This is a genomic window from Clostridium sp. CM74B_53 (assembly GCF_036318045.1).
In the GTDB taxonomy this organism is placed as follows: Bacteria; Bacillota; Clostridia; order Lachnospirales; family Lachnospiraceae; genus Pilosibacter.
In genome coordinates, this window is record NZ_JAWQDE010000004.1 from 85,106 (window position 1) to 104,614 (window position 19,509).

General features: G+C 52.1%; 15 protein-coding genes. 14 read left to right on the forward strand and 1 reads right to left on the reverse strand.

From position 1 onward, the window contains the following. The first annotated feature begins 74 nt into the window (after window positions 1-74). The 10 genes from V2546_RS04645 to sigE all read left to right on the forward strand — a co-directional run bounded on the left by V2546_RS04645 (window position 75) and on the right by sigE (window position 12,227). On the forward strand, window positions 75-752 hold the full coding sequence (locus V2546_RS04645; protein WP_329751672.1) for a YkgJ family cysteine cluster protein: 678 nt from the start codon (window positions 75-77) through the stop codon (window positions 750-752). 119 nt (window positions 753-871) lie between these two features. Then, window positions 872-2,611, forward strand: a complete 1,740-nt coding sequence (locus tag V2546_RS04650) for a penicillin-binding transpeptidase domain-containing protein (protein ID WP_329751674.1) — start codon at window positions 872-874, stop codon at window positions 2,609-2,611. A 172-nt stretch (window positions 2,612-2,783) separates the two neighbouring features. Next, the gene (gene mraY / locus V2546_RS04655; protein WP_118299008.1) at window positions 2,784-3,752 is read left to right on the forward strand and encodes a phospho-N-acetylmuramoyl-pentapeptide-transferase; all 969 of its coding nucleotides are present in this window, start codon (window positions 2,784-2,786) and stop codon (window positions 3,750-3,752) included. Window positions 3,753-3,771: 19 nt separating this feature from the next. Then, window positions 3,772-5,118: a UDP-N-acetylmuramoyl-L-alanine--D-glutamate ligase gene (murD, locus tag V2546_RS04660; RefSeq protein ID WP_118299009.1), complete on the forward strand. Its 1,347-nt coding sequence runs from the start codon at window positions 3,772-3,774 to the stop codon at window positions 5,116-5,118. A 12-nt stretch (window positions 5,119-5,130) separates the two neighbouring features. After that, window positions 5,131-6,549, forward strand: coding sequence for an FtsW/RodA/SpoVE family cell cycle protein (locus tag V2546_RS04665; protein ID WP_346011270.1), 1,419 nt, complete (start codon window positions 5,131-5,133; stop codon window positions 6,547-6,549). 88 nt (window positions 6,550-6,637) lie between these two features. Then, the gene (gene murA, locus V2546_RS04670; protein ID WP_329751676.1) at window positions 6,638-7,906 is read left to right on the forward strand and encodes a UDP-N-acetylglucosamine 1-carboxyvinyltransferase; all 1,269 of its coding nucleotides are present in this window, start codon (window positions 6,638-6,640) and stop codon (window positions 7,904-7,906) included. An 84-nt stretch (window positions 7,907-7,990) separates the two neighbouring features. Further along, window positions 7,991-8,806, forward strand: coding sequence for a cell division protein FtsQ/DivIB (locus V2546_RS04675; RefSeq protein ID WP_346011271.1), 816 nt, complete (start codon window positions 7,991-7,993; stop codon window positions 8,804-8,806). Window positions 8,807-8,947: 141 nt separating this feature from the next. After that, window positions 8,948-10,141: a cell division protein FtsZ gene (ftsZ, locus tag V2546_RS04680; protein WP_118515276.1), complete on the forward strand. Its 1,194-nt coding sequence runs from the start codon at window positions 8,948-8,950 to the stop codon at window positions 10,139-10,141. Between the two features lie 474 nt (window positions 10,142-10,615). Continuing rightward, window positions 10,616-11,470 (forward strand): sigma-E processing peptidase SpoIIGA, encoded by an 855-nt coding sequence (locus V2546_RS04685; RefSeq protein ID WP_329751677.1) that lies wholly within the window; start codon window positions 10,616-10,618, stop codon window positions 11,468-11,470. A 16-nt stretch (window positions 11,471-11,486) separates the two neighbouring features. Further along, complete coding sequence (sigE, locus tag V2546_RS04690; protein WP_329751678.1) at window positions 11,487-12,227, forward strand: RNA polymerase sporulation sigma factor SigE; 741 nt, start codon at window positions 11,487-11,489, stop codon at window positions 12,225-12,227. Between the two features lie 180 nt (window positions 12,228-12,407). On the opposite strand, the gene V2546_RS04695 is transcribed toward sigE, so the two are convergent. Beyond that, entirely contained in the window at window positions 12,408-13,124 is a 717-nt protein-coding gene (locus V2546_RS04695) for a hypothetical protein (protein WP_215703329.1), read from the reverse strand. Window positions 13,125-13,519: 395 nt separating this feature from the next. On the opposite strand from V2546_RS04695, the gene V2546_RS04700 reads away from it, so the two are divergent. From V2546_RS04700 to V2546_RS04715, 4 genes are read left to right on the forward strand one after another with little or no spacing between them, the layout of a single operon-like run. Beyond that, complete coding sequence (locus tag V2546_RS04700; protein ID WP_329751679.1) at window positions 13,520-14,404, forward strand: DegV family protein; 885 nt, start codon at window positions 13,520-13,522, stop codon at window positions 14,402-14,404. After that, window positions 14,391-15,863: a sensor histidine kinase gene (locus V2546_RS04705; protein WP_182426776.1), complete on the forward strand. Its 1,473-nt coding sequence runs from the start codon at window positions 14,391-14,393 to the stop codon at window positions 15,861-15,863. Before V2546_RS04700 ends, V2546_RS04705 begins: the two co-directional genes overlap by 14 nt. 9 nt (window positions 15,864-15,872) lie before the next feature. Further along, window positions 15,873-16,811 (forward strand): GerMN domain-containing protein, encoded by a 939-nt coding sequence (locus V2546_RS04710; RefSeq protein WP_118299017.1) that lies wholly within the window; start codon window positions 15,873-15,875, stop codon window positions 16,809-16,811. Window positions 16,812-16,839: 28 nt separating this feature from the next. Further along, on the forward strand, window positions 16,840-19,401 hold the full coding sequence (locus tag V2546_RS04715; RefSeq protein WP_329751680.1) for a ComEC/Rec2 family competence protein: 2,562 nt from the start codon (window positions 16,840-16,842) through the stop codon (window positions 19,399-19,401). Window positions 19,402-19,509: the final 108 nt, after the last annotated feature.

The window sequence follows — 19,509 nt, forward strand, 5'->3', positions numbered from 1 at the left end:
TGCGCAGGGCTCTGGCTGCTGTCACAATAATGGGGAAATGCGCGGAGCGTGTTTTGCCACGTGGGGAGAAGACGATGAACAGAGAGATGGATATGGCAGAGGTTTCCGACGGAAAACTCTATGGCCTGGATGATATGGTGAAGGCGGACTGCGCCGGGTGCGAGGGCTGCCACGCCTGCTGTACCGGGATGGGGACCTCCGTGGTCCTCGATCCTTTTGACGCGTACCGCATGACAGCCGGGACCGGAAAAACGTTTGAGGCGCTTTTGGCGGGACCGCTGGAGTTAAATGTGGTGGACGGGATCATTCTCCCGAACCTTAAAATGAGCGGTGAGGAAGAGACCTGTTCTTTTCTGGACGCAAATGGACGATGCACGATCCATGCGTACCGTCCGGGGATCTGCCGACTGTTTCCTCTCGGAAGGATCTATGAGGACGGCGGATTCCGCTATTTTTTACAGGTCTACGAGTGTGCGAAGGAGACCCGCGCCAAAGTAAAAGTCAGGAAATGGATCGATATGCCGGAGCCAAAGCGCTATGACGCTTTTGTCTGTACCTGGCATTATTTTTTAAAGGATCTGGAGCGCGTGATCGGGAAAGATACGTCCGGACAGGCTGCGAAGACGATCAGCCTGTATCTGATCCGGCAGTTTTACCTGTCTCCTTATAAAAAAGAAGAGGATTTTTATCCGCAGTTTGAGGAGAGACTTACCGGGGCGAAACGGGCTATGGCCGGATTCCTTGCGATGTAGCGGATCGAACGGGAAAGAGGAAAATGCAGACCGGAAGCTGAGAACATGGATTTTTGCGCATGATAAAACGGGAAGTCCCGTATATTAGTTACCAAGACTTTTTATTGAAAGTTTTGGAGATGGCGGAATTTCTGACATATCACAGGAAAAAAATCCTGGTCGTTTTTGTGATCTCGGCGCTCCTGATGACAGGCTTATGTGGACAGCTGGGGTTCCTGATGATCGCAAGATCGGATCATTACAGCAAAATGGCGGATGCGCTCCATGAGCGGGAACGGACCATCAAGGCCTCCAGGGGTGAGATCGTGGACCGGAACGGGACCGTGATCGCGGCGAACCGGACGGTCTGCACGGTGTCCGTGATCCACAATCAGGTGAAGGAGCCGGAGAAAGTGATCCGGGAGCTTGCGCGGATCCTGGATCTTTCCGAGGAGGAAGTCCGGAAAAAAGTGGAAAAGTGGTCTTCCAGGGAGATCATCCGGACGAATGTGGAAAAGTCGGTGGGGGACGAGATCATGAATCTCGGACTTTCCGGCGTAAAAGTCGATGAGGACTACAGGCGCTATTATCCTTACGGAAGTCTCGCATCCAAAGTTCTTGGATTTACAGGGGCGGACAATCAGGGGATCATCGGTCTGGAAGTCATGTACGAGAAATATCTGAAGGGACAGGACGGTCTGATCCTGGCACTCTCAGACGCGAAAGGGACAGAACTTCAAAATGCCGCGGAGGAGCGGGTGGAACCGATCCCCGGAAATACCCTGACCGTGAGTCTGGATGTGAATATCCAGAAGTACGCGGAGCAGGCTGCATACCAGGTCATGGAGAAAAAAGGTGCAAAGGCGGTCTCCATCATCATCATGAATCCTCAGAACGGAGAGATCTACGCGATGGTGAATGCGCCGGAATTTGACCTGAACGACCCGTTTTCATTGAGCGGGGAAAGCAGCGGACTCACAGGGGCAGAGCTTCAGGATGCGCGGAACAAAATGTGGAGGAACCGCTGTATCAACGATACGTATGAGCCGGGATCCACATTTAAGATCATCACAGCCGCTGCCGGACTTGAGGCCGGAGTGGTCCATCTGGACGATAAATTTTCCTGTCCGGGATTCCGGATCGTGGAGGACCGGAAGATCCGCTGCCATAAAGTCGGCGGACATGGTGCGGAGACATTCCTCCAGGGCGCGATGAATTCCTGCAATCCGGTATTCATCGACGTGGGACAGAGACTCGGCGTGGATTCGTTCTACCACTATTTTGAACAGTTCGGACTTCTCGGAAAGACCGGGATCGATCTTCCGGGCGAGGCGGCGACGATCATGCATAAAAAGGAAAATATGGGGTTAGTCGAACTTGCGACGGTTTCCTTCGGTCAGTCTTTCCAGATCACACCCATCCAGCTCATCACGACGGCCTCCTCCATCATAAACGGGGGAAGGTGGATCACACCGCACTTCGCGGTCAGTGCGGAGAGCACGGACGGGATGTTTTACAGGACATTTTCTTACCCGGAAAGGACCGGCGTCGTATCGGGATCCACGAGTGAGACCATGCGCTATATTTTAGAGCAGGTGGTAGCGGAGGGTAGCGGAAAACGAGCAAAGCTCCCGGAATACCGGATCGGCGGAAAGACGGCGACATCCGAAAAGCTCCCGAGAAGCTTAAAGAAGTATATTTCTTCTTTCCTGGGTTTCGCGCCGGCGGATGATCCTCAGGTGATCGCCCTGATCACGATCGATGAGCCGGTGGGGATCTATTACGGCGGCACGATCGCGGCTCCGGTGATCGCGGATATCTTTTCAAATATCCTGCCGTATCTGGATGTGGAAAGAGTGGATCCTGCCGATCCGGAATGAATTTTTGCGCGTGGGCGTGAAGGTACGGAACAGATACAAATTTCGATTGATTATTAAGAGAAAAGGACGTATACTATTTACGCGGCAGACCGGAAAATGTGATGAAAAACAGGCCGGTCCCGCGATATTTACATAGGAAGTATGAGGTGCAACTGGAAATATGAGGTTCAGTATGGTAAATGAGACAATCCTGGCGATCATTATCGCCTTTGCGATCAGCGCGGCGCTCTGCCCGGTGGTGATCCCTTTCCTTCACCGCCTGAAATTCGGGCAGCAGGTCCGCGATGACGGCCCGCAGAGCCATTTAAAGAAACAGGGAACTCCGACAATGGGAGGACTCATTATTCTCACGGCGACCGTGATCACATCCTTATTCTATATCAAGAGCTATCCGAGGATCATTCCGATCCTGTTCGTGACAGTCGGATTCGGGATCATCGGTTTCCTGGACGACTACATCAAAATCGTCATGAAGCGGTCGGAAGGACTGAATCCGATCCAGAAACTCATCGGTCAGTTTATCATTACCGGGATCTTCACCTATTATCTGATGACCTCCGGGGATGTGGGAACAGGAATGCTGATCCCGTTCACCGGCGGATTTGAGAACGGATATTATCTGAATCTCGGCTGGCTGTTTGTCCCGGCGGTATTCTTTATCGTTCTCGGTACAGACAACGGCGTAAACTTTACGGATGGACTCGACGGACTCTGCACGAGCGTGACGATCCTCGTAGCGACCTTCTTTACAGTGGTCGCGATCGGCGAGGACAGCGGGATCAGCCCGATCACCGGTGCGGTAGTCGGAAGTCTGTTGGGATTTTTACTGTTCAACGTATATCCGGCGAAGGTCTTTATGGGAGATACAGGTTCCCTGGCTCTCGGCGGTTTCGTGGCATCCAGCGCGTTTATGATGCAGATGCCGATCTTTATCGCACTTGTCGGTCTGATCTACCTGGTGGAGGTCCTTTCCGTGATCATCCAGGTCACATACTTTAAAAAGACCGGCGGAAAGAGGATCTTCAAGATGGCTCCGATCCACCATCACTTTGAGCTCTGCGGATGGTCCGAGACGAGAGTTGTCGCAGTATTCTCGATCATTACGGCAATCCTTTGCCTGGTTGCCTATCTGGGATTATAAACATATAGGAGGAGAAACCATGTCACAGAAAGTATTAGTTGCAGGAACAGGGATCAGCGGTATTTCCGCAGCAAAACTTCTGCTTGCCCAGGGCGGCGAAGTGATCCTTTATGATGGAAATGAGAAACTTTCCGAAGAAAAACTGAAAGCAAAATTTGACGAAGGCGCGAAAGTGACCATCGTTCTCGGAGAACTGAAAAAGACAGACCTTGCAGGGGTAGAGTTATGCGTGATCAGCCCGGGCATCCCGCTTGAGGCACCGTTCGTTGCGGTGATCGACGAGGCGAAGATCCCGATCTGGAGTGAGATCGAGCTCGCTTACCACTGCTCAAAGGGAAAACTTGCCGCGATCACCGGTACAAACGGAAAGACAACGACGACAGCGCTCACCGGAGAGATCATGAAGAAGTTTTATAAGAGCGTATTCGTAGTAGGAAATATCGGAGATCCGTATACTGCCCACGCACTCGAGACAACTGATGAGTCCGTGACAGTCGCTGAGGTTTCCAGCTTCCAGCTCGAGACGATCATGGACTTCCATCCGAACGTGTCCGCGATCACAAACATCACTCCGGACCACCTGGACCGCCATAAGACGATGGAATGCTATATTCAGGTAAAGGAAGGAATTACAAGAAATCAGACAGAGGAAGATACCTGCGTATTAAACTACGAGGATCCGGTCCTCAGAGAGTTCGGAAAGACCTTAAAGTGCAAGGTCCTCTACTTCAGCAGCAAGGAGAAGCTCGACGAGGGCATCTTCATGGACGGCGATCTCATCATCTACCGTCATGACGGAAAGAGCGAGAAAGTCCTTGACGTCAACGAATTAAATATCATCGGAAGACATAACCATGAGAATGTGATGACAGCTGTTGCGATCGCGATCCGTTTAGGTGTCCCGATGGATATGATCCGCGAGGCGTGCAAGGAATTCAAGGCAGTCGAGCACAGGATTGAGTATGTGAGAGAACGTTTCGGCGTTACTTATTATAACGACTCCAAGGGAACAAACCCGGATGCAGCGATCCAGGCTATCAAGGCGATGCCGGGACCGACACTTCTGATCGCGGGCGGATATGATAAGCATTCCGAGTACGACGAGTGGATCGAGAGTTTTGACGGAAAAGTCCGCTATCTCGTTCTCATCGGTCAGACGAGAGATAAGATCGCTGAGTGCGCGAAGAAACATGGTATCACCGATATCATGTACGCGGAAGATATGCAGGAAGCTGTTCAGGTATGTGCTTCCTACGCAAATGCAGGCGATTATGTGCTGCTCTCCCCGGCATGCGCCAGCTGGGGAATGTTCAAGAACTTTGAGGAGCGTGGACGGATCTTTAAGGAATGCGTCAACGCCCTGTAATGGAGGCTTAGCGTGGCTCGAAAAAAGGTTCGAAAAGCCGGCGGCAGGGCACAGGCACAGAGACAGGCGGTACAGCGCCAGCAGGCAAAACGTCAGCAAATGCAGCGCCAGCAGATGTCCGGAAAGCAGGTGGAGCGCCAGCAGATCGAAAGAGAACGGGCGAAACGCCAGCAGGAAGGACAGCGCCGGGAACAGCTTCTGATGCAGCAGCGCCAGGAAATGCAGGAGAGGCAGGAGATGCTCCGCAGACAGCAGATGCAGATGCGGGGAGAGCCCGAACAGGAAGAGGAAAGACGGAAAAAGAAAGCCCGCCGCTTCTATGATTATGACCTTCTTGTGGTCATCATCTTCCTGACGGCATTCGGACTGATCATGATCTACAGCTCCAGTGCGTACAATGCGCAGGTGAGCGGGCAGCCGTCCACCTACTATATGATACGTCAGGGAGGAATCGCCGTTGTGGGATTCATCATGATGCTCATCATCTCAAAGATCGACTACCACTTTTTTGCGAAGTTTGCCGTTCCGGCAGTGGTCGTATCCTACATCTGCGAATTCCTCGTAACCTTTACTCCGCTGGGAATCGCAGTAAACGGTAAAAAAAGATGGCTGGGAACAAGATCTCTGCGTTTCCAGCCTGCAGAGCTCGTAAAGATCGTGATGATCCTGTTTCTTGCGGTCGTCATCACGAGACTTGGAAAACGGATCAATGAATGGCGCGTGTGGGGAATGCTTGCGGTGCTGCTCGGACCGCTGGCACTCTTTGTCATGCTGAACAACCTGAGTTCCGGTATTATCATCTGCGGGATCGCTTTTGTGATGATGTTTGTCGCATGCAAGAGAAAATGGCCGTTTATATTGGTCGTGGTGGTGCTGATCGTCGTGATCGTATTCGCCCCCCCTGTGGCCATAGCCATGGAGAAAGCGGGAATCCTTCACTCCTACCAGCTGAGCAGAATCCTGGTATGGAAAAATCCGGAGGCATACCCGAAGTCCGGCGGATATCAGGTCTTACAGGGACTTTATGCGATCGGTTCCGGCGGACTTCTCGGAAAGGGGCTCGGACAGAGTATCCAGAAATTAAGTTTCCTTCCGGAGCCGCAGAATGATATGATCTTTGCGGTGATCTGTGAGGAGCTGGGACTTTTCGGCGCGATCGCCGTGATCTTCATGTTCCTCTTCATGCTGTACCGTTTCCTTGTCATTGCGGGAAACGCGCCGGATCTGTTCGGTGCGATGCTGGTGACAGGCGTCCTGGCGCATATCGCGATCCAGGTTGTCTTAAACATCGCCGTTGTTACCAACGTGATCCCGAACACAGGTATCACACTTCCGTTTATCAGTTACGGAGGTACGTCGGTCCTGTTTTTGATGGTGGAAATGGGAATGGTCCTGAGCGTGTCCAACCGGATCCGGCTGGAACAGGCGTAAGCGTCCTGAAAATGTAAGGCGCAGAACAGGAACAAAAAATATTTTTCCGCATATACTGTTTTATAGCGGCATATGCGGGGGAATCGGTTTGCAGGTATATAAAGTTCAGGGGCTCAGGCCTCTGCGTGGAAAAATAAAGATCCAGGGTTCAAAAAATGCAGTACTGCCGATGATGGCGGCGAGTCTCCTCACGGAAGGATGCACCGAGATCCGGAATGTTCCGAGAATCTCGGACGTGTTCCTCATGGCGGAGATCATCAGAGACCTGGGATGCCGGGTGATCTTTGAGGATGATGTTCTTATGATCGATGCCTCAGGGCTTTCGGGGACAGTGATCCCGAAGGAGACAGTGGGGAAGATGAGGTCTTCCAGTCTGCTCTTAGGACCGCTGCTTTCCAGAGGCGGGGAGGTGACGACCTGGTATCCGGGTGGCTGCGTGATCGGAAAACGTCCGATCGATTTTCATCTGGATGTGCTCCGGGCAATGGGAGCAGAGATACTTGATGATGGCGGAATGCTGGTTGCAAAGGCGGAAACGTTTTGCGGAACAACATTCCGTTTTCCATATCCGAGTGTCGGGGCGACGGAGAATGCGGTGATGGCTGCTGTGCTGGCGTCCGGTACGACGAAACTCCTCAACTGTGCGCGGGAGCCGGAGATCGCGGAACTCTGCGGATTTTTGCGGTCCATGGGAGCGAAGATCAGCGGGGAGCGGACCGGGACCATCACGGTGACTGGAGTGGAAAAGCTCTTTCCGACAAACCATGTGACAGCGGGAGACAGGATCTGCGCCGGGACATACCTGGCGGCGGCAGCGGCATCCGGCGGCGAGATCGAGATCACCGGAGTGGAGCCGGTCGTCCTGGTGGAACCGTTAAAGGCACTCCGGAAAATGGGGGCCGGACTCCGGATCTTCGGGGCAGCCGGTCCGAAGGCGAGGATCCGCATGGTGATGGAACGGCGCCCGGCCGGGATCACGATCGATACCGGACCGTATCCGGGATTTCCGACGGATCTGCAGTCAGTCTTTCTCGCGGCGGAGGCGTCGGGAACCGGGGAGAGCCAGATCCGGGAGACCGTATACGAGGCGAGATTCGAGGCGGCGGTGCGTCTTGCGTCTTTTGGAGCCGATGTATCGGTTCACGGAGATACAGCCATAATAAAAGGAAGATATCCGCTTCTTCCCGGAGTTGTCGAGACACCGGATCTTCGCGGCGGAGCAGCGCTTCTCGTCGCAGCTCTGTCGGCAGACGGACTCAGCGTGGTCTCGGACCGGGGACACTTAAAGCGCGGATATGAAGATATCGGAAGAGATCTCAGAATACTGGGAGCGGACATTGAAGAGAATATTCTTTAAGAAAAAGAGATCATGCGGCGGCTGTGTACCGGAAATACTTCCCGGTACAGCAGGCTGCGATCAGGCAGATAACGGGTGAGAGGAATGTTATTTAGAAGAAGAGGACTTGGTTTTGGAAGGCGCGGCTTCGGGATCCATTTCGGGAGAAGGAGCAGCAGCGGTTTTGGAATGTATCATAGGAGAGGCGGAAGAAAGAAGGGGATCATTCTCGGGGTGATTCTGGGAATCCTCATCATTCTTCTCGTCCTCATCTTTTCGGTCCGCATCAAGGATGTGGAAGTGAGCGGCAACAAACAATATACAAAGGAACAGATCGAGTCGCTTTTGTTTGACGGGAAATGGTCGAGAAATTCTGCGTTCTGCTACTATCAGAACCGGTTTAAGGAACATAAGTCCATTCCGTTCATCGAGGAATACAAGATCAATTTCAAGAGTCCCACGAAGGTGGAGGTCGTTGTTTTCGAGAAGAGCGTTGTGGGCTGCGTTTCCTATATGAGCAGCTATATGTACTTTGATAAGGACGGGATCATCGTTGAGAGTTCTTCTGAACAGCTTCCGGGAGTTCCGGTGATCACCGGGCTGGAGTTCGGACATATCGTCCTGCACCAGCCGCTTCCTGTGGCGGATCAGGATATCTTCGGAGAGATCTTAAATCTGACGCAGGTACTGAACGTCAGCGGCATCCAGGTGGACAGGATCAATTACAGCAGCTACAAAGAGGCGGAGCTTGTGATGGGAGATATTACGGTGGAACTCGGGAACTCTGACAGCCTCGACGGAAAGATCGCGGAACTTCATGATATCATGCCGGAACTTTCCGGTCTCTCCGGTACTTTGTATCTGGATACTTACGATGAGACGAATTCCAGCCCGACATACCGTTTCGTGAAGAAAAACTAAAAAAAACCATCAAAAAACCATAAATTAAAGGTTGATATTTTTCAAAAAATCAAATATGATATATGTTAGATTAACTTGGGATTTTTATGCCATGCTAATGAAAATATAATAGATTGATAGATATTAAAGGAGGAGACATTCTTGTTAGAGATTAAGATAAACGAGGCAGAGAATGCCGCAAGAATTCTTGTGATCGGTGTCGGCGGCGCCGGAAATAACGCGGTAAACCGCATGGTAGAAGAAAATATTATGGGCGTGGAGTTTATCGGTATCAACACAGATAAACAGGCGCTTCAGTTCTGTAAAGCTCCGACTGCTATGCAGATCGGTGAGAAGCTCACAAAAGGACTTGGCGCCGGTGCAAAACCGGAGATCGGTGAGAAGGCAGCCGAGGAGAGCCAGGAGGAGATCTCCCAGGCATTAAAGGGAGCCGATATGGTATTCGTTACCTGTGGTATGGGCGGCGGAACCGGTACCGGTGCAGCTCCGGTGATCGCTCAGATCGCGAAAGATATGGGAATTCTGACAGTCGGCGTTGTAACAAAGCCGTTCCGTTTTGAAGCAAGACAGAGAATGAACAACGCGTTAAAGGGAATCGAGAACTTAAAGAACGCAGTTGACACTCTGATCGTAATCCCGAACGACCGTCTCCTTGAGATCGTTGACAGACGGACAACCATGCCGGATGCATTAAAGAAAGCCGATGAGGTCCTTCTTCAGGCTGTACAGGGAATCACAGATCTGATCAACGTTCCGGGTCTTATCAATCTTGACTTCGCAGATGTTCAGACTGTAATGACAGACAAGGGCATCGCACATATCGGTATCGGCAAGGCGAAGGGCGACGAGAAGGCACTCGAGGCTGTAAAACAGGCTGTATCCAGCCCGCTTCTTGAGACAACGATCGAGGGCGCTTCCCACGTGATCATCAACATTTCCGGTGATATCAGCCTGATCGAGGCAAACGAGGCTGCCGGTTATGTTCAGGAGCTCGCAGGTGATGATGCAAACATCATCTTCGGTGCAATGTACGATGAGAACGCAGAGGACGAGGTAACGATCACTGTTATCGCGACAGGTCTTGACGCTCACGGCGCAAACACACCGGTTGAGCGCGCAATGAAGGACTTTACAAACTATAAGACAAAAGTTCCGGCTCAGCAGGCTCCGATCCAGAGAACTGCTCCGACCGTAAAAGTTCCGTCTGAGGCAGCAGCTACAACAGAGTCTGCTCCGAAGTACAATATTCCGACCGGAAACGCACCGGTTTACCGTCCGGCACAGCGCGGCGAGACTCAGATCAACATCCCGGATTTCTTAAAGAACCGCAGATAAGATCCTGAGAATGGACAAGCTGCTTAAAAACAGTAAGGATGAACATATGAGGACCCAGGGAGAGAAATCTTCCCGGGTCTTTTTGGTTTCATAGAAAATTCCGATGGAACTTCCTGTGAAACTAAAAGGCACAGCATGGCTGAGATTTTATACATCACTTCTATAAAAATTCATCGCGGATCCCGACAGGAAAATGTCTGGATCCGCATTCTTTTTTTCCTCTGTTTTCACAGATCCTGCAAATATCAGCGAAAATTTCCAATTTTTACGAAAAAACAGGGAAGAATCTGTTGGAAGAACCCGATGAGTTTCCAGGGTTCGCGTCCCCGCTTTGACAAATTCCGGATAGGAAGACAGGTATACTGTTGGAAAACGATATCAGGATTTCGGGGACGGATGATCGGAACTGAAAATCCTGTCTGACGCAGTATGGGCGGTCTTTGACGGTCCGGAATGCGGAAAGGGGGAATCCCGGTGGAATATGAATGGTACGCCGATCTCTTTTTTCTGGAAGAGGCGTACCGGGATGTCTTGATCCTGTGGCTGGCGGCGGTGCTCGGGAGAAAGAAGATTTCTGTTTTCCGGCTTTTGGCGGCGGGAATTGCAGGCGGACTTTGCGGGACCGCAGTTTCCTGCCTTGAGCTGTCAGGAATCGCAGCACGGATTACGGGAAGAAGCCTGGCGGTCTGGATTTTCTGGGAAAGCGGAAAAGTTCTGATAAACGGTTTTTTGATTATAACGGCTGCGCTTCCCCCAAAAAGAGTGTCCGGATGGAAAAAAGCGTTCTTTCAAAGGGGAAAGGAGCTTGGGCTGCTGGTCTTGTCAGCGGGGATCCTGCAGAGCGGTCTTGCGGTCTTGCGGGAGCGCTGCTTTCTCACCGGGTGGAAAAGTCTTCTGTTTATGGGATTTTTCTGTGCGGGAGTCCGCTTCTTTGCGGAGGCGCTCGTGAAGCGGCCGGTGATCGGAAAAATGAGGTATCAGGTCCGACTTTTCCTGAACGGAAGATCGAAGGAGTTTACCGCGATGGAGGATTCCGGGAACCGTCTCGTGGAACCTGTGACGGGAAAGCCGGTCAGCATTATCGCAGCGGCAGATGCGAAAGAGTTTGGGAGCGAGCCGGCAGGCGTCCTGATGATCCCGTACCGGGCGGTAGGGACAAAAAGCGGAATGCTTCCGGGGATCCTGTTCGACCGGATGGAGATCATGGACGGAGAAAACAGGAGTGTCCGGATTGACAGACCGGTCGTGGCTGTCTCGAAGGAACCGCTGTTTTTCAGAAAAGATTTTACGATGATCCTGCCGGAAAGTCTTTTCACTGATAAGTTATGAAAGGGAGAAAATGAGTATGATCATGAGAATTTCTATGCCAAACCGGTTTCGGTTAAAAAAAGTGATGGGATTCCGGACAATGATCCGGCCGGAGCGCGGGGAAATCCATTATATCGGAGGCGCGGATATCCTCCCGGCACCGCTGTCCTTGAAGGAGGAGACGGAGGCGTTAAATAAGTTTGGAACGGAGGAGGAAAAAGAGGCAAAATCAGAGCTGATCGAACACAATCTCCGTCTGGTCGTTTACATAGCAAAGAAATTTGACAACACGAGCGTCGGGGTCGAAGACCTGATCTCTATCGGGACGATCGGTCTCATCAAGGCGATCAATACGTTCAATCCGACGAAGAATATCAAGCTGGCGACTTACGCGTCCAGATGCATCGAGAATGAGATCCTCATGTATCTCAGGAGAACCAGCAAGATGAAGCTGGAGGTCTCCATCGATGAGCCGTTAAACGTGGACTGGGATGGAAATGAGCTGCTCTTATCGGATATCCTTGGCACCGATGAGGATGTGATCTACAAGGACATGGAGGACGAGGTGGAAAAGGATCTCCTGAAAAATGCGGTGGGCCGGCTGAGTCCGAGAGAGCGGAAGATCGTGGAGCTGCGCTACGGCCTAAAGCGCCAGGACGGGGCGGAGATGACCCAGAAGGAGGTGGCGGATCTCATGGGAATCTCGCAGTCCTATATTTCGCGGCTCGAGAAGAAGATCATGATGAGGTTAAAGAAGGAAATCGTGAAATTTGAGTAGAGCAGAGCGTGTGACGAGTCATATCCGAAATGGTGAAAAAGACAGGTAGGAAATCCGCGGCCAGAACTGTATCATACAGAATTTTCAGTTCAGAAAATTCCTACCATGAAAAGTATCAAATAAAAGAACTGTCTGACTGAAAAATTATCAGCCAGACAGTCCTTTTTGTCTAATGGAAAATTACTCATCATACAGCTTCGCGTACAGCATCTCACACAGCGAATCTGCGTAGGCCTGGTCCGGAATATCGCGGCCGGTGATCAGAAAATCCTGGATCAGCTCGAAGCGCTTGAGACTCAGCTCTTCACCGGAAAGATCCGGATCTTCCATCAAGAGCTGCTCATCGAGTTCTTTTGCGGAATAATTCTTTAAGAACCAGTCGATGATCTCCTGAGTCTCCCGTTTTTCGTCGTCGGCTTCCACTTTTAACTCGGCGGCGCGTTTCCTTGAGGAGACGGCGACGACAAGGCTGGCGACGGCGAGAATGACAAGTGCCCCCTCAAAGATGTATTTCTGGAATCCCTCCATCGGGAGATGGAAGACGCCGAGAAGGCAGAGCGCTGCTCCCACGGCGAGAACCCCGCCGACCAGGAAAAATGCGGATGCGGAGGAGCTCATGTCCTCGTAGCGCTGCCCTTTATCGACGTAGGCATGGACGATCTCGTCAGCCGGCTTCTTTTTGGCGGAAGAGATTTCGTCGGGATCCGCGTCTTCTGTTTTGGCCATCTCACCGGAGAACGGATCCATCTCCTGCGCCATGACGGCAAGCTGTTCTTCTTTTTCTTTCTGTTTCATCGCGTCAGCGACTTCTTTTGATTCCACGAGAGGACCGCCGCAGTCGCTGCAGATCTTGATCCCCTCAACAAATTCCATATCACATTTCGGACAATAAGGCATAACCTTTCCCTCCAGAATTTAAAATAAAGTGCCAAACATGCAAGCATGTTTTTCACTCACTTACTGCTCAAACATATTACGGCTCGCACTTCGTGCTAAGCGCTGCTGCGCAGCTGCCGTAATCGGCTTCGCCGCTCGTGCCAAACATGCAAGCATATTTTTCACTCGCTTACTGCTCAGCATATCATATTTTTGAATATTCGTCCACAGTTTGGGTAGTTTTGGACTTCCATTTATATAGGAAATCGGTTAAAATAAGAAGAAGGTCTGTCTGCGTGGAAGAAAAGAAAAAACGCAGCGGGACAGGGTTACTTTTCAAAGGTAGGAATTTTCTGAATGGAAAAATCCGTATGATATAGTAACGGGCGAAGAGAAACAGAAAGGGGAAATTTTGTATGAAGATCGCAGTTGTTACAGACAGCAACAGCGGGATCACCCAGGCACAGGCAAAAGAGATGGGGATCACGGTCCTGCCGATGCCGTTTATGATAGATGGAGAAACGTATTATGAGGATATTACACTGACCCAGGAGCAGTTTTATCAGAGGCTGAAGGACAATTCCGATATCTCGACCTCACAGCCGACACCGGACTCCATCATGAAACTGTGGGATGAACTGTTAAAAGAGTATGATCAGATCGTCCACATCCCGATGTCCGCCGGACTTTCCGGATCCTGCGCGACTGCAATGATGCTGGCGGGAGAGGACGAGTACGAGGGAAAGGTATTTGTCGTTGATAATCACCGGATCTCCGTGACCCAGTATCAGTCCGTGAAGGACACGATGATGCTGGCAGATATGGGAATGGACGGCGCACAGATCAAAAAGTGCCTGGAGGAGACAGCGGCTGATTCCGTGATCTTTGTCACGGTGGACACCCTGAAATACCTGAAAAAAGGCGGACGCATCACACCGGCGGCCGCGGCTCTCGGCACACTTTTAAGGATCAAGCCGGTCCTGATCATCCTGGGAGAAAAGCTGGATTCCTTTGCAAAGGCCCGCACGATGAAGCAGGCGAAGACACTGATGATGAATGCGATCCAGAAAGAGCTGGATGAGAGACTTCATGACAGTGAGTGCAAAGACTGCCACCTTGCGATCGCCCATTCGGACAACGAGGAGGCGGCTCTGGAGTTTAAGAAGGAAGTGGAAGAGCGATTCCCGGACGCAGATATCTATCTGGCACCGCTTTCCCTGAGCATTGCCTGCCATATCGGACCGGGCAGCCTTGCGCTGACGGCAACAAGAAAGATGGAAGAGGAACATGAGAAAAATTAGGGAACGGATCCGGGAGATCTACCGGAAACATACGCCGAGCGTCAAACTTCCTCTGATCATCCTGACTGTTTTATTCTGTATGATCCCGCTCCTCGTGGAGAGCCGGATCCTCGCCCGCTCCTCGCGGCAGGAGCAGGTGGAGCGCAGAATCATCGATGTCCAGAACCAGTGTCAGATCCTGAGCAATAAGATGTCGAGAAGCGGATACCTCACAAACTCCGCGCTGGATAATGCGGCCATCGACACAGAATTATCGCTCCTGTCGGATATCTTCAGCGGGCGGATCCTGATCGTAAATTCCGGCTTTAAGATCGTTGAGGATACGTTCGCGATCTCTGACGGAAAGACGCTGATCTCGGACGAGGTGATCCGGTGTTTCCAGGGAGAGAACACGAGCCGGTACGACAGTCTGAAACATTACTTCGTCCTGGCGATCCCGATCCCGGAATTTGAGCAGGAGACGGGAACGATCACGACGGGAAAGACAGCCGGAGTGATGATCGTTACCGCGTCCACGGAGAGCATGTACAGCCTGGAGGAGAGCCTGAAAGATAAGGCATCCCTGTACGAGATGATGATCTTCGTCATCGTACTGATCGTGACAATCCTGTCAGTTCACCTGATCATGAAGCCGTTCGGAACGCTGATCGCGTCGATCCGGCGCGCGGGTGACGGAAATCTGGATGAGGATGTCAACGAGGAAGCATACCGGGAGACGAAGCAGATCTCCGGGACGATCAATAAGACGCTGGAGAAGCTAAAGGCTGTGGATCAGTCGAGGCAGGAATTTGTTTCCAATGTCTCCCATGAGCTCAAGACCCCGATCACGTCGATCCGTGTCCTGGCGGATTCCCTGATGGGAATGGAGGACGCGCCGAAGGAGCTTTACCAGGAATTTATGCATGATATTTCGGACGAAATCGACCGGGAGAGCAAGATCATCGATGATCTTCTGACTCTTGTGCGGATGGACAAGGCATCCTCGGAGCTTTCCTGCACGCAGGTCCAGATCAACGGACTGATCGAGATGGTCTTAAAGCGCCTGCGCCCGATCGCCAGAAAACGGAACATTGAGCTGATCTTTGAGAGTAAGCGCGATGTCACGGCCGATATCGATGAGGTGAAGTTCTCACTGGCGATAAACAATCTTGTGGAGAATGCGGTCAAGTATAACAAAGAAGATGGCTGGGTCCGGGTAACGCTGGATGCTGACCATAAGTTCTTCTATCTGAAAGTGGCAGATTCCGGGATCGGGATCCCTGCGGAATTTAAGGAAAGAGTTTTTGAGCGTTTTTACCGCGTGGACAAGGCGCGGTCCCGGGAGACCGGAGGTACCGGCCTCGGACTCGCGATCACGAGAAGCGTGGTCCTGATGCATCACGGCGCGATCCGGGTGGACAGCGTCGAGGGAGAGGGAAGCACCTTCATGGTGCGGATCCCGCTCATCTATATTCCGTAGGAGGGAAAAATGAAGAAATTGTTGAAGATTCGGGCATTTTTTCTCCTCTTCGCACTTCTGTTTGCTTTGAGCGGCTGTACAGGGGAAAAAGCTGTGGAGCAGAGCGGAAATGCCTATACGATCTACTATTTAAACGCATCCGGGATCCAGCTTGTCGGGAGTGAGTACCGGACGGAAACGGCGGATACAGACGCGCTGGTGCGGGAGCTGCTCGATAAGATGGGAAATGTTCCGGCGGATCTCGATTGTCAGAGAGCACTGCCGGAGCGGATCGAAAAGATCACCTATCGGATCGAAGGAAATGTTCTGTACCTGTACGCGGATGCCAATTATGCGCTGATGAATTCCGTGCAGGAGATCCTGTGCCGGGCGGCTCTCACAAAGACGCTGACCCAGATCCCGGGGATCGAGTATCTGAGCATCTACTGTGCAGAGCAGCCGATCACGGATGCAGCCGGAAACCCGGTCGGGATGTTGTCGGCGTCAGATTTCGTGGACAGTATCCGGGATGTCAACTCCTTCGAGCGGACCGAGCTGACGCTGTATTTTGCCAACGAGACAGGGGATCAGCTGGTGGAAGAAAAACGGGAAGTCATGCAAAACAGCAATACTTCTCTGGAACGTCTGATCGTGGAGCAGCTGATCGAGGGACCGCAGGAGCTCGGCCATTACGCGACGATCCCGTCGGATGTAAAGCTTTTGAATGTGTCCGTCAACGATTCCGTCTGCTCGATCAACTTTAATGCGGCGTTCCTGAACAGCAGTCTGGATGTGGCGGCATACATTCCGATCTATTCCATCGTGGATTCCCTCGCGGAACTTTCCACGGTGAGCCGTGTGCAGATCCGGATCAACGGGTCCCAAGACGATGTGTTCCGGGACCAGATCCCGTTGAGCACGGTGTTTGAACGAAACTACGATTATATCGCAGGAGGAAAAAACGATTAAAAGACCTTTGCTGTGTGTGACAGGGGGATTGGTACTTGGAGAGGCACTGAACCTGTGGATCCCGGCAGAGCAGATCATTTTTGGACTGGCAGTCTGGCTGCTCTTTTTGGTGTGCGCATTTGCGCGCCGGAAGAGCAGATACAGGCTGCCAGTCCTTCTTTTTATGGCGGGACTGGCTGTGGGGAGTCTCAGGATGGAGGCGGAACAGGCGGCATTTTTGCGGGAAGAGGGATTTTTTCTGGAGGAACAGGAGGATGGAGTGGTTTTAAACGGGACCGTCCGGTCGGTGAAGGAGAAGGACGGGACGCTGGAGGTTGTTCTCGGGGACTGTACCTCGGAAGAGGAAAACGGCGGACTGGTGGGGAGATTCCGGAGAGTTTTATGTTACCTTGAGATCGTGGAAGCAGAAACAAATGAAAGTGAAAGTGTGGGATGGAATTCAGAGTCACTTTCTGCAGGAAAAAGGATCCGTGTCTTTGGAGAGGGAAAGGCTGCGGATCCGGCGAGAAATCCGGGCGGGTTCGATTACCGTCTGTACTGCAGGTCCCGGGGGATCTCCGGGATCGTCTACGCGGACGGATATGCGGTGACCGGAGGAAAAACACGGATCATCGCCGATCGCCTGTACCGGATCCGCCGATCTCTTTCGGAACGCTTAAAGACGATTGCACTCCCGGAGGATGCCGGGATCCTGTCGGCGGTCCTGTTCGGGGAGAAAGAGGATCTGGACAGTGCCGTCTATGAACTTTACCGGAAAAACGGGATTTCCCACCTTCTGGCGATCAGCGGACTTCATGTCTCCATCGTCGGACTCGGAATCTGGAAAATATTCCGGAAAGGCGGGGCAGGATTCTGGTTTGCGGGAGTGGGTGCAGGCGGCTTTCTCTGCGTCTACGGGATGATGGTGGGCTCCGGTGCCTCTGTGGTACGGGCGGTCTCGATGGCGCTGCTCTCCTTTCTGGCAGCGGCTGTTGGGAGGACCTACGATCTTCCGACGGCGATGTGCATTCCGGCTGTGGGACTCCTGCTCGCTCATCCTTTTCTTTTGACGCAGGCCTCATTTCAGCTCTCTTTTCTCGCTGTGACATCGTTAGTCTACCCGGGACGATTGTTTTCGGCTCGCGGGGAAAAAATTTTTGCGGGGGAACGGTCTTCTGCGGCGGCGTCCGCCTTTTTTACAAGTCTTTCACTCCAGATGGTGACGGCACCCGTCATTCTCTGGCATTCTTTTGGAATCCCGCTCTACGGGGTGTTCTTAAATCTTATCGTGATCCCGCTGATGACGTATGTGGTCATATCGGGATTTCTTGGACTTGGTCTGTCCTTTTTATCAATATCGGTGGGGAGCGCCATGCTCGGAGGCGCACATTATATTTTGCGTTTTTATGAATTCGTCTGCAGCAGCACCGGAAAGCTTCCGGGGGCGGAGCTCATTTTTGGGCAGCCGGAGGTGTGGAAGATCGGTTTTTATTACGGATGTCTGATCCTGGGAGCGGTTATCTATGAGCGGGGAGAGAAAACCTGGGAAAAATTTGGGAAAATGATGGCAGAAAACGGTTGGGAAAGAGGAGAAAAAGACAGAGGAAAGATTGGAAAAAAAGATGTAGAAATGGCGGACGGACAAAAAACAGAAAATTCAGAAAAAAACATGATCAGAAAGAGAGTCTGTAAATCAGTCAGACAATTGGAACATCAGAGAAAATGCAGAATGCAGTTCGATAAAAGGAAGCGCCTGTTCGGTCTTACTGTCTGCTGGCTCGCCGCATTCTGTTTCCTTTTCCCATCCCGCCCCGCAGGTCTTTCCGTCACATTCCTCGACGTCGGGCAGGGCGACGGGATCGTTCTGCGTTCATCCGACAAAGCAGTCCTTGTGGACTGCGGCAGCAGCCAGCAGAAGACGGTCGGGGAGAAGACGCTGGTCCCGTATCTCAAGAGTCAGGGTGTGGCGCACCTGGATCTTGCCGTCATGACCCATGGAGACCAGGACCACATCAACGGGATCCGGTATCTTTTAGAACACCCGGAATCGGGGATCACGGTGGGCGGTCTTATGATGCCGGAAGCAGGAACAGATGAGATCTACGGGACGATGGCGGAGCTGGCAAAAAAGCAGGGGATTCCTGTGTTTTATGCCGAACGCGGCGATATATGGAAAGATTTTCCGGGAAAAGGAATGAAGCTGGAATGCCTGTCCCCGGACGGGGAGACGGAATTCGCAGACCGGAATGAGGAATCCCTGGTATTTCGCCTGACACTTAAACGGTTTTCGCTGCTTCTCACGGGAGATATGGAAGAAAGCGGGGAGAAAATACTTCTGGATTCCGGGATCCTGACTCCTGTGACGGTCTTAAAAGCCGGCCACCATGGTTCTGCGACATCCTCAGGGGAAAGGTTTATAGAAACCCTGTCCCCGTCGATCACAGTGCTCTCCTATGGAAGAAAGAACCGCTACGGCCATCCGGCACCGGAAGTGAAGGAACGACTGAAAGAAGCCGGTTCTGAGATCCTCGAGACCGGAAAATCCGGCGCCGTCATGATCCGGACGGATGGAAAGAAGATCCGGGTGCGGACGATGATCCGGGAGAAATGATAAGCCGGCCGCGACGATAAGCCGGCCGCGGCGGGAGCAAAGACGCTGCAGGGAATCCATGTGAAGAGGAACCAAGGTGCGGCATATACGAAAAGAAATTACATAAGT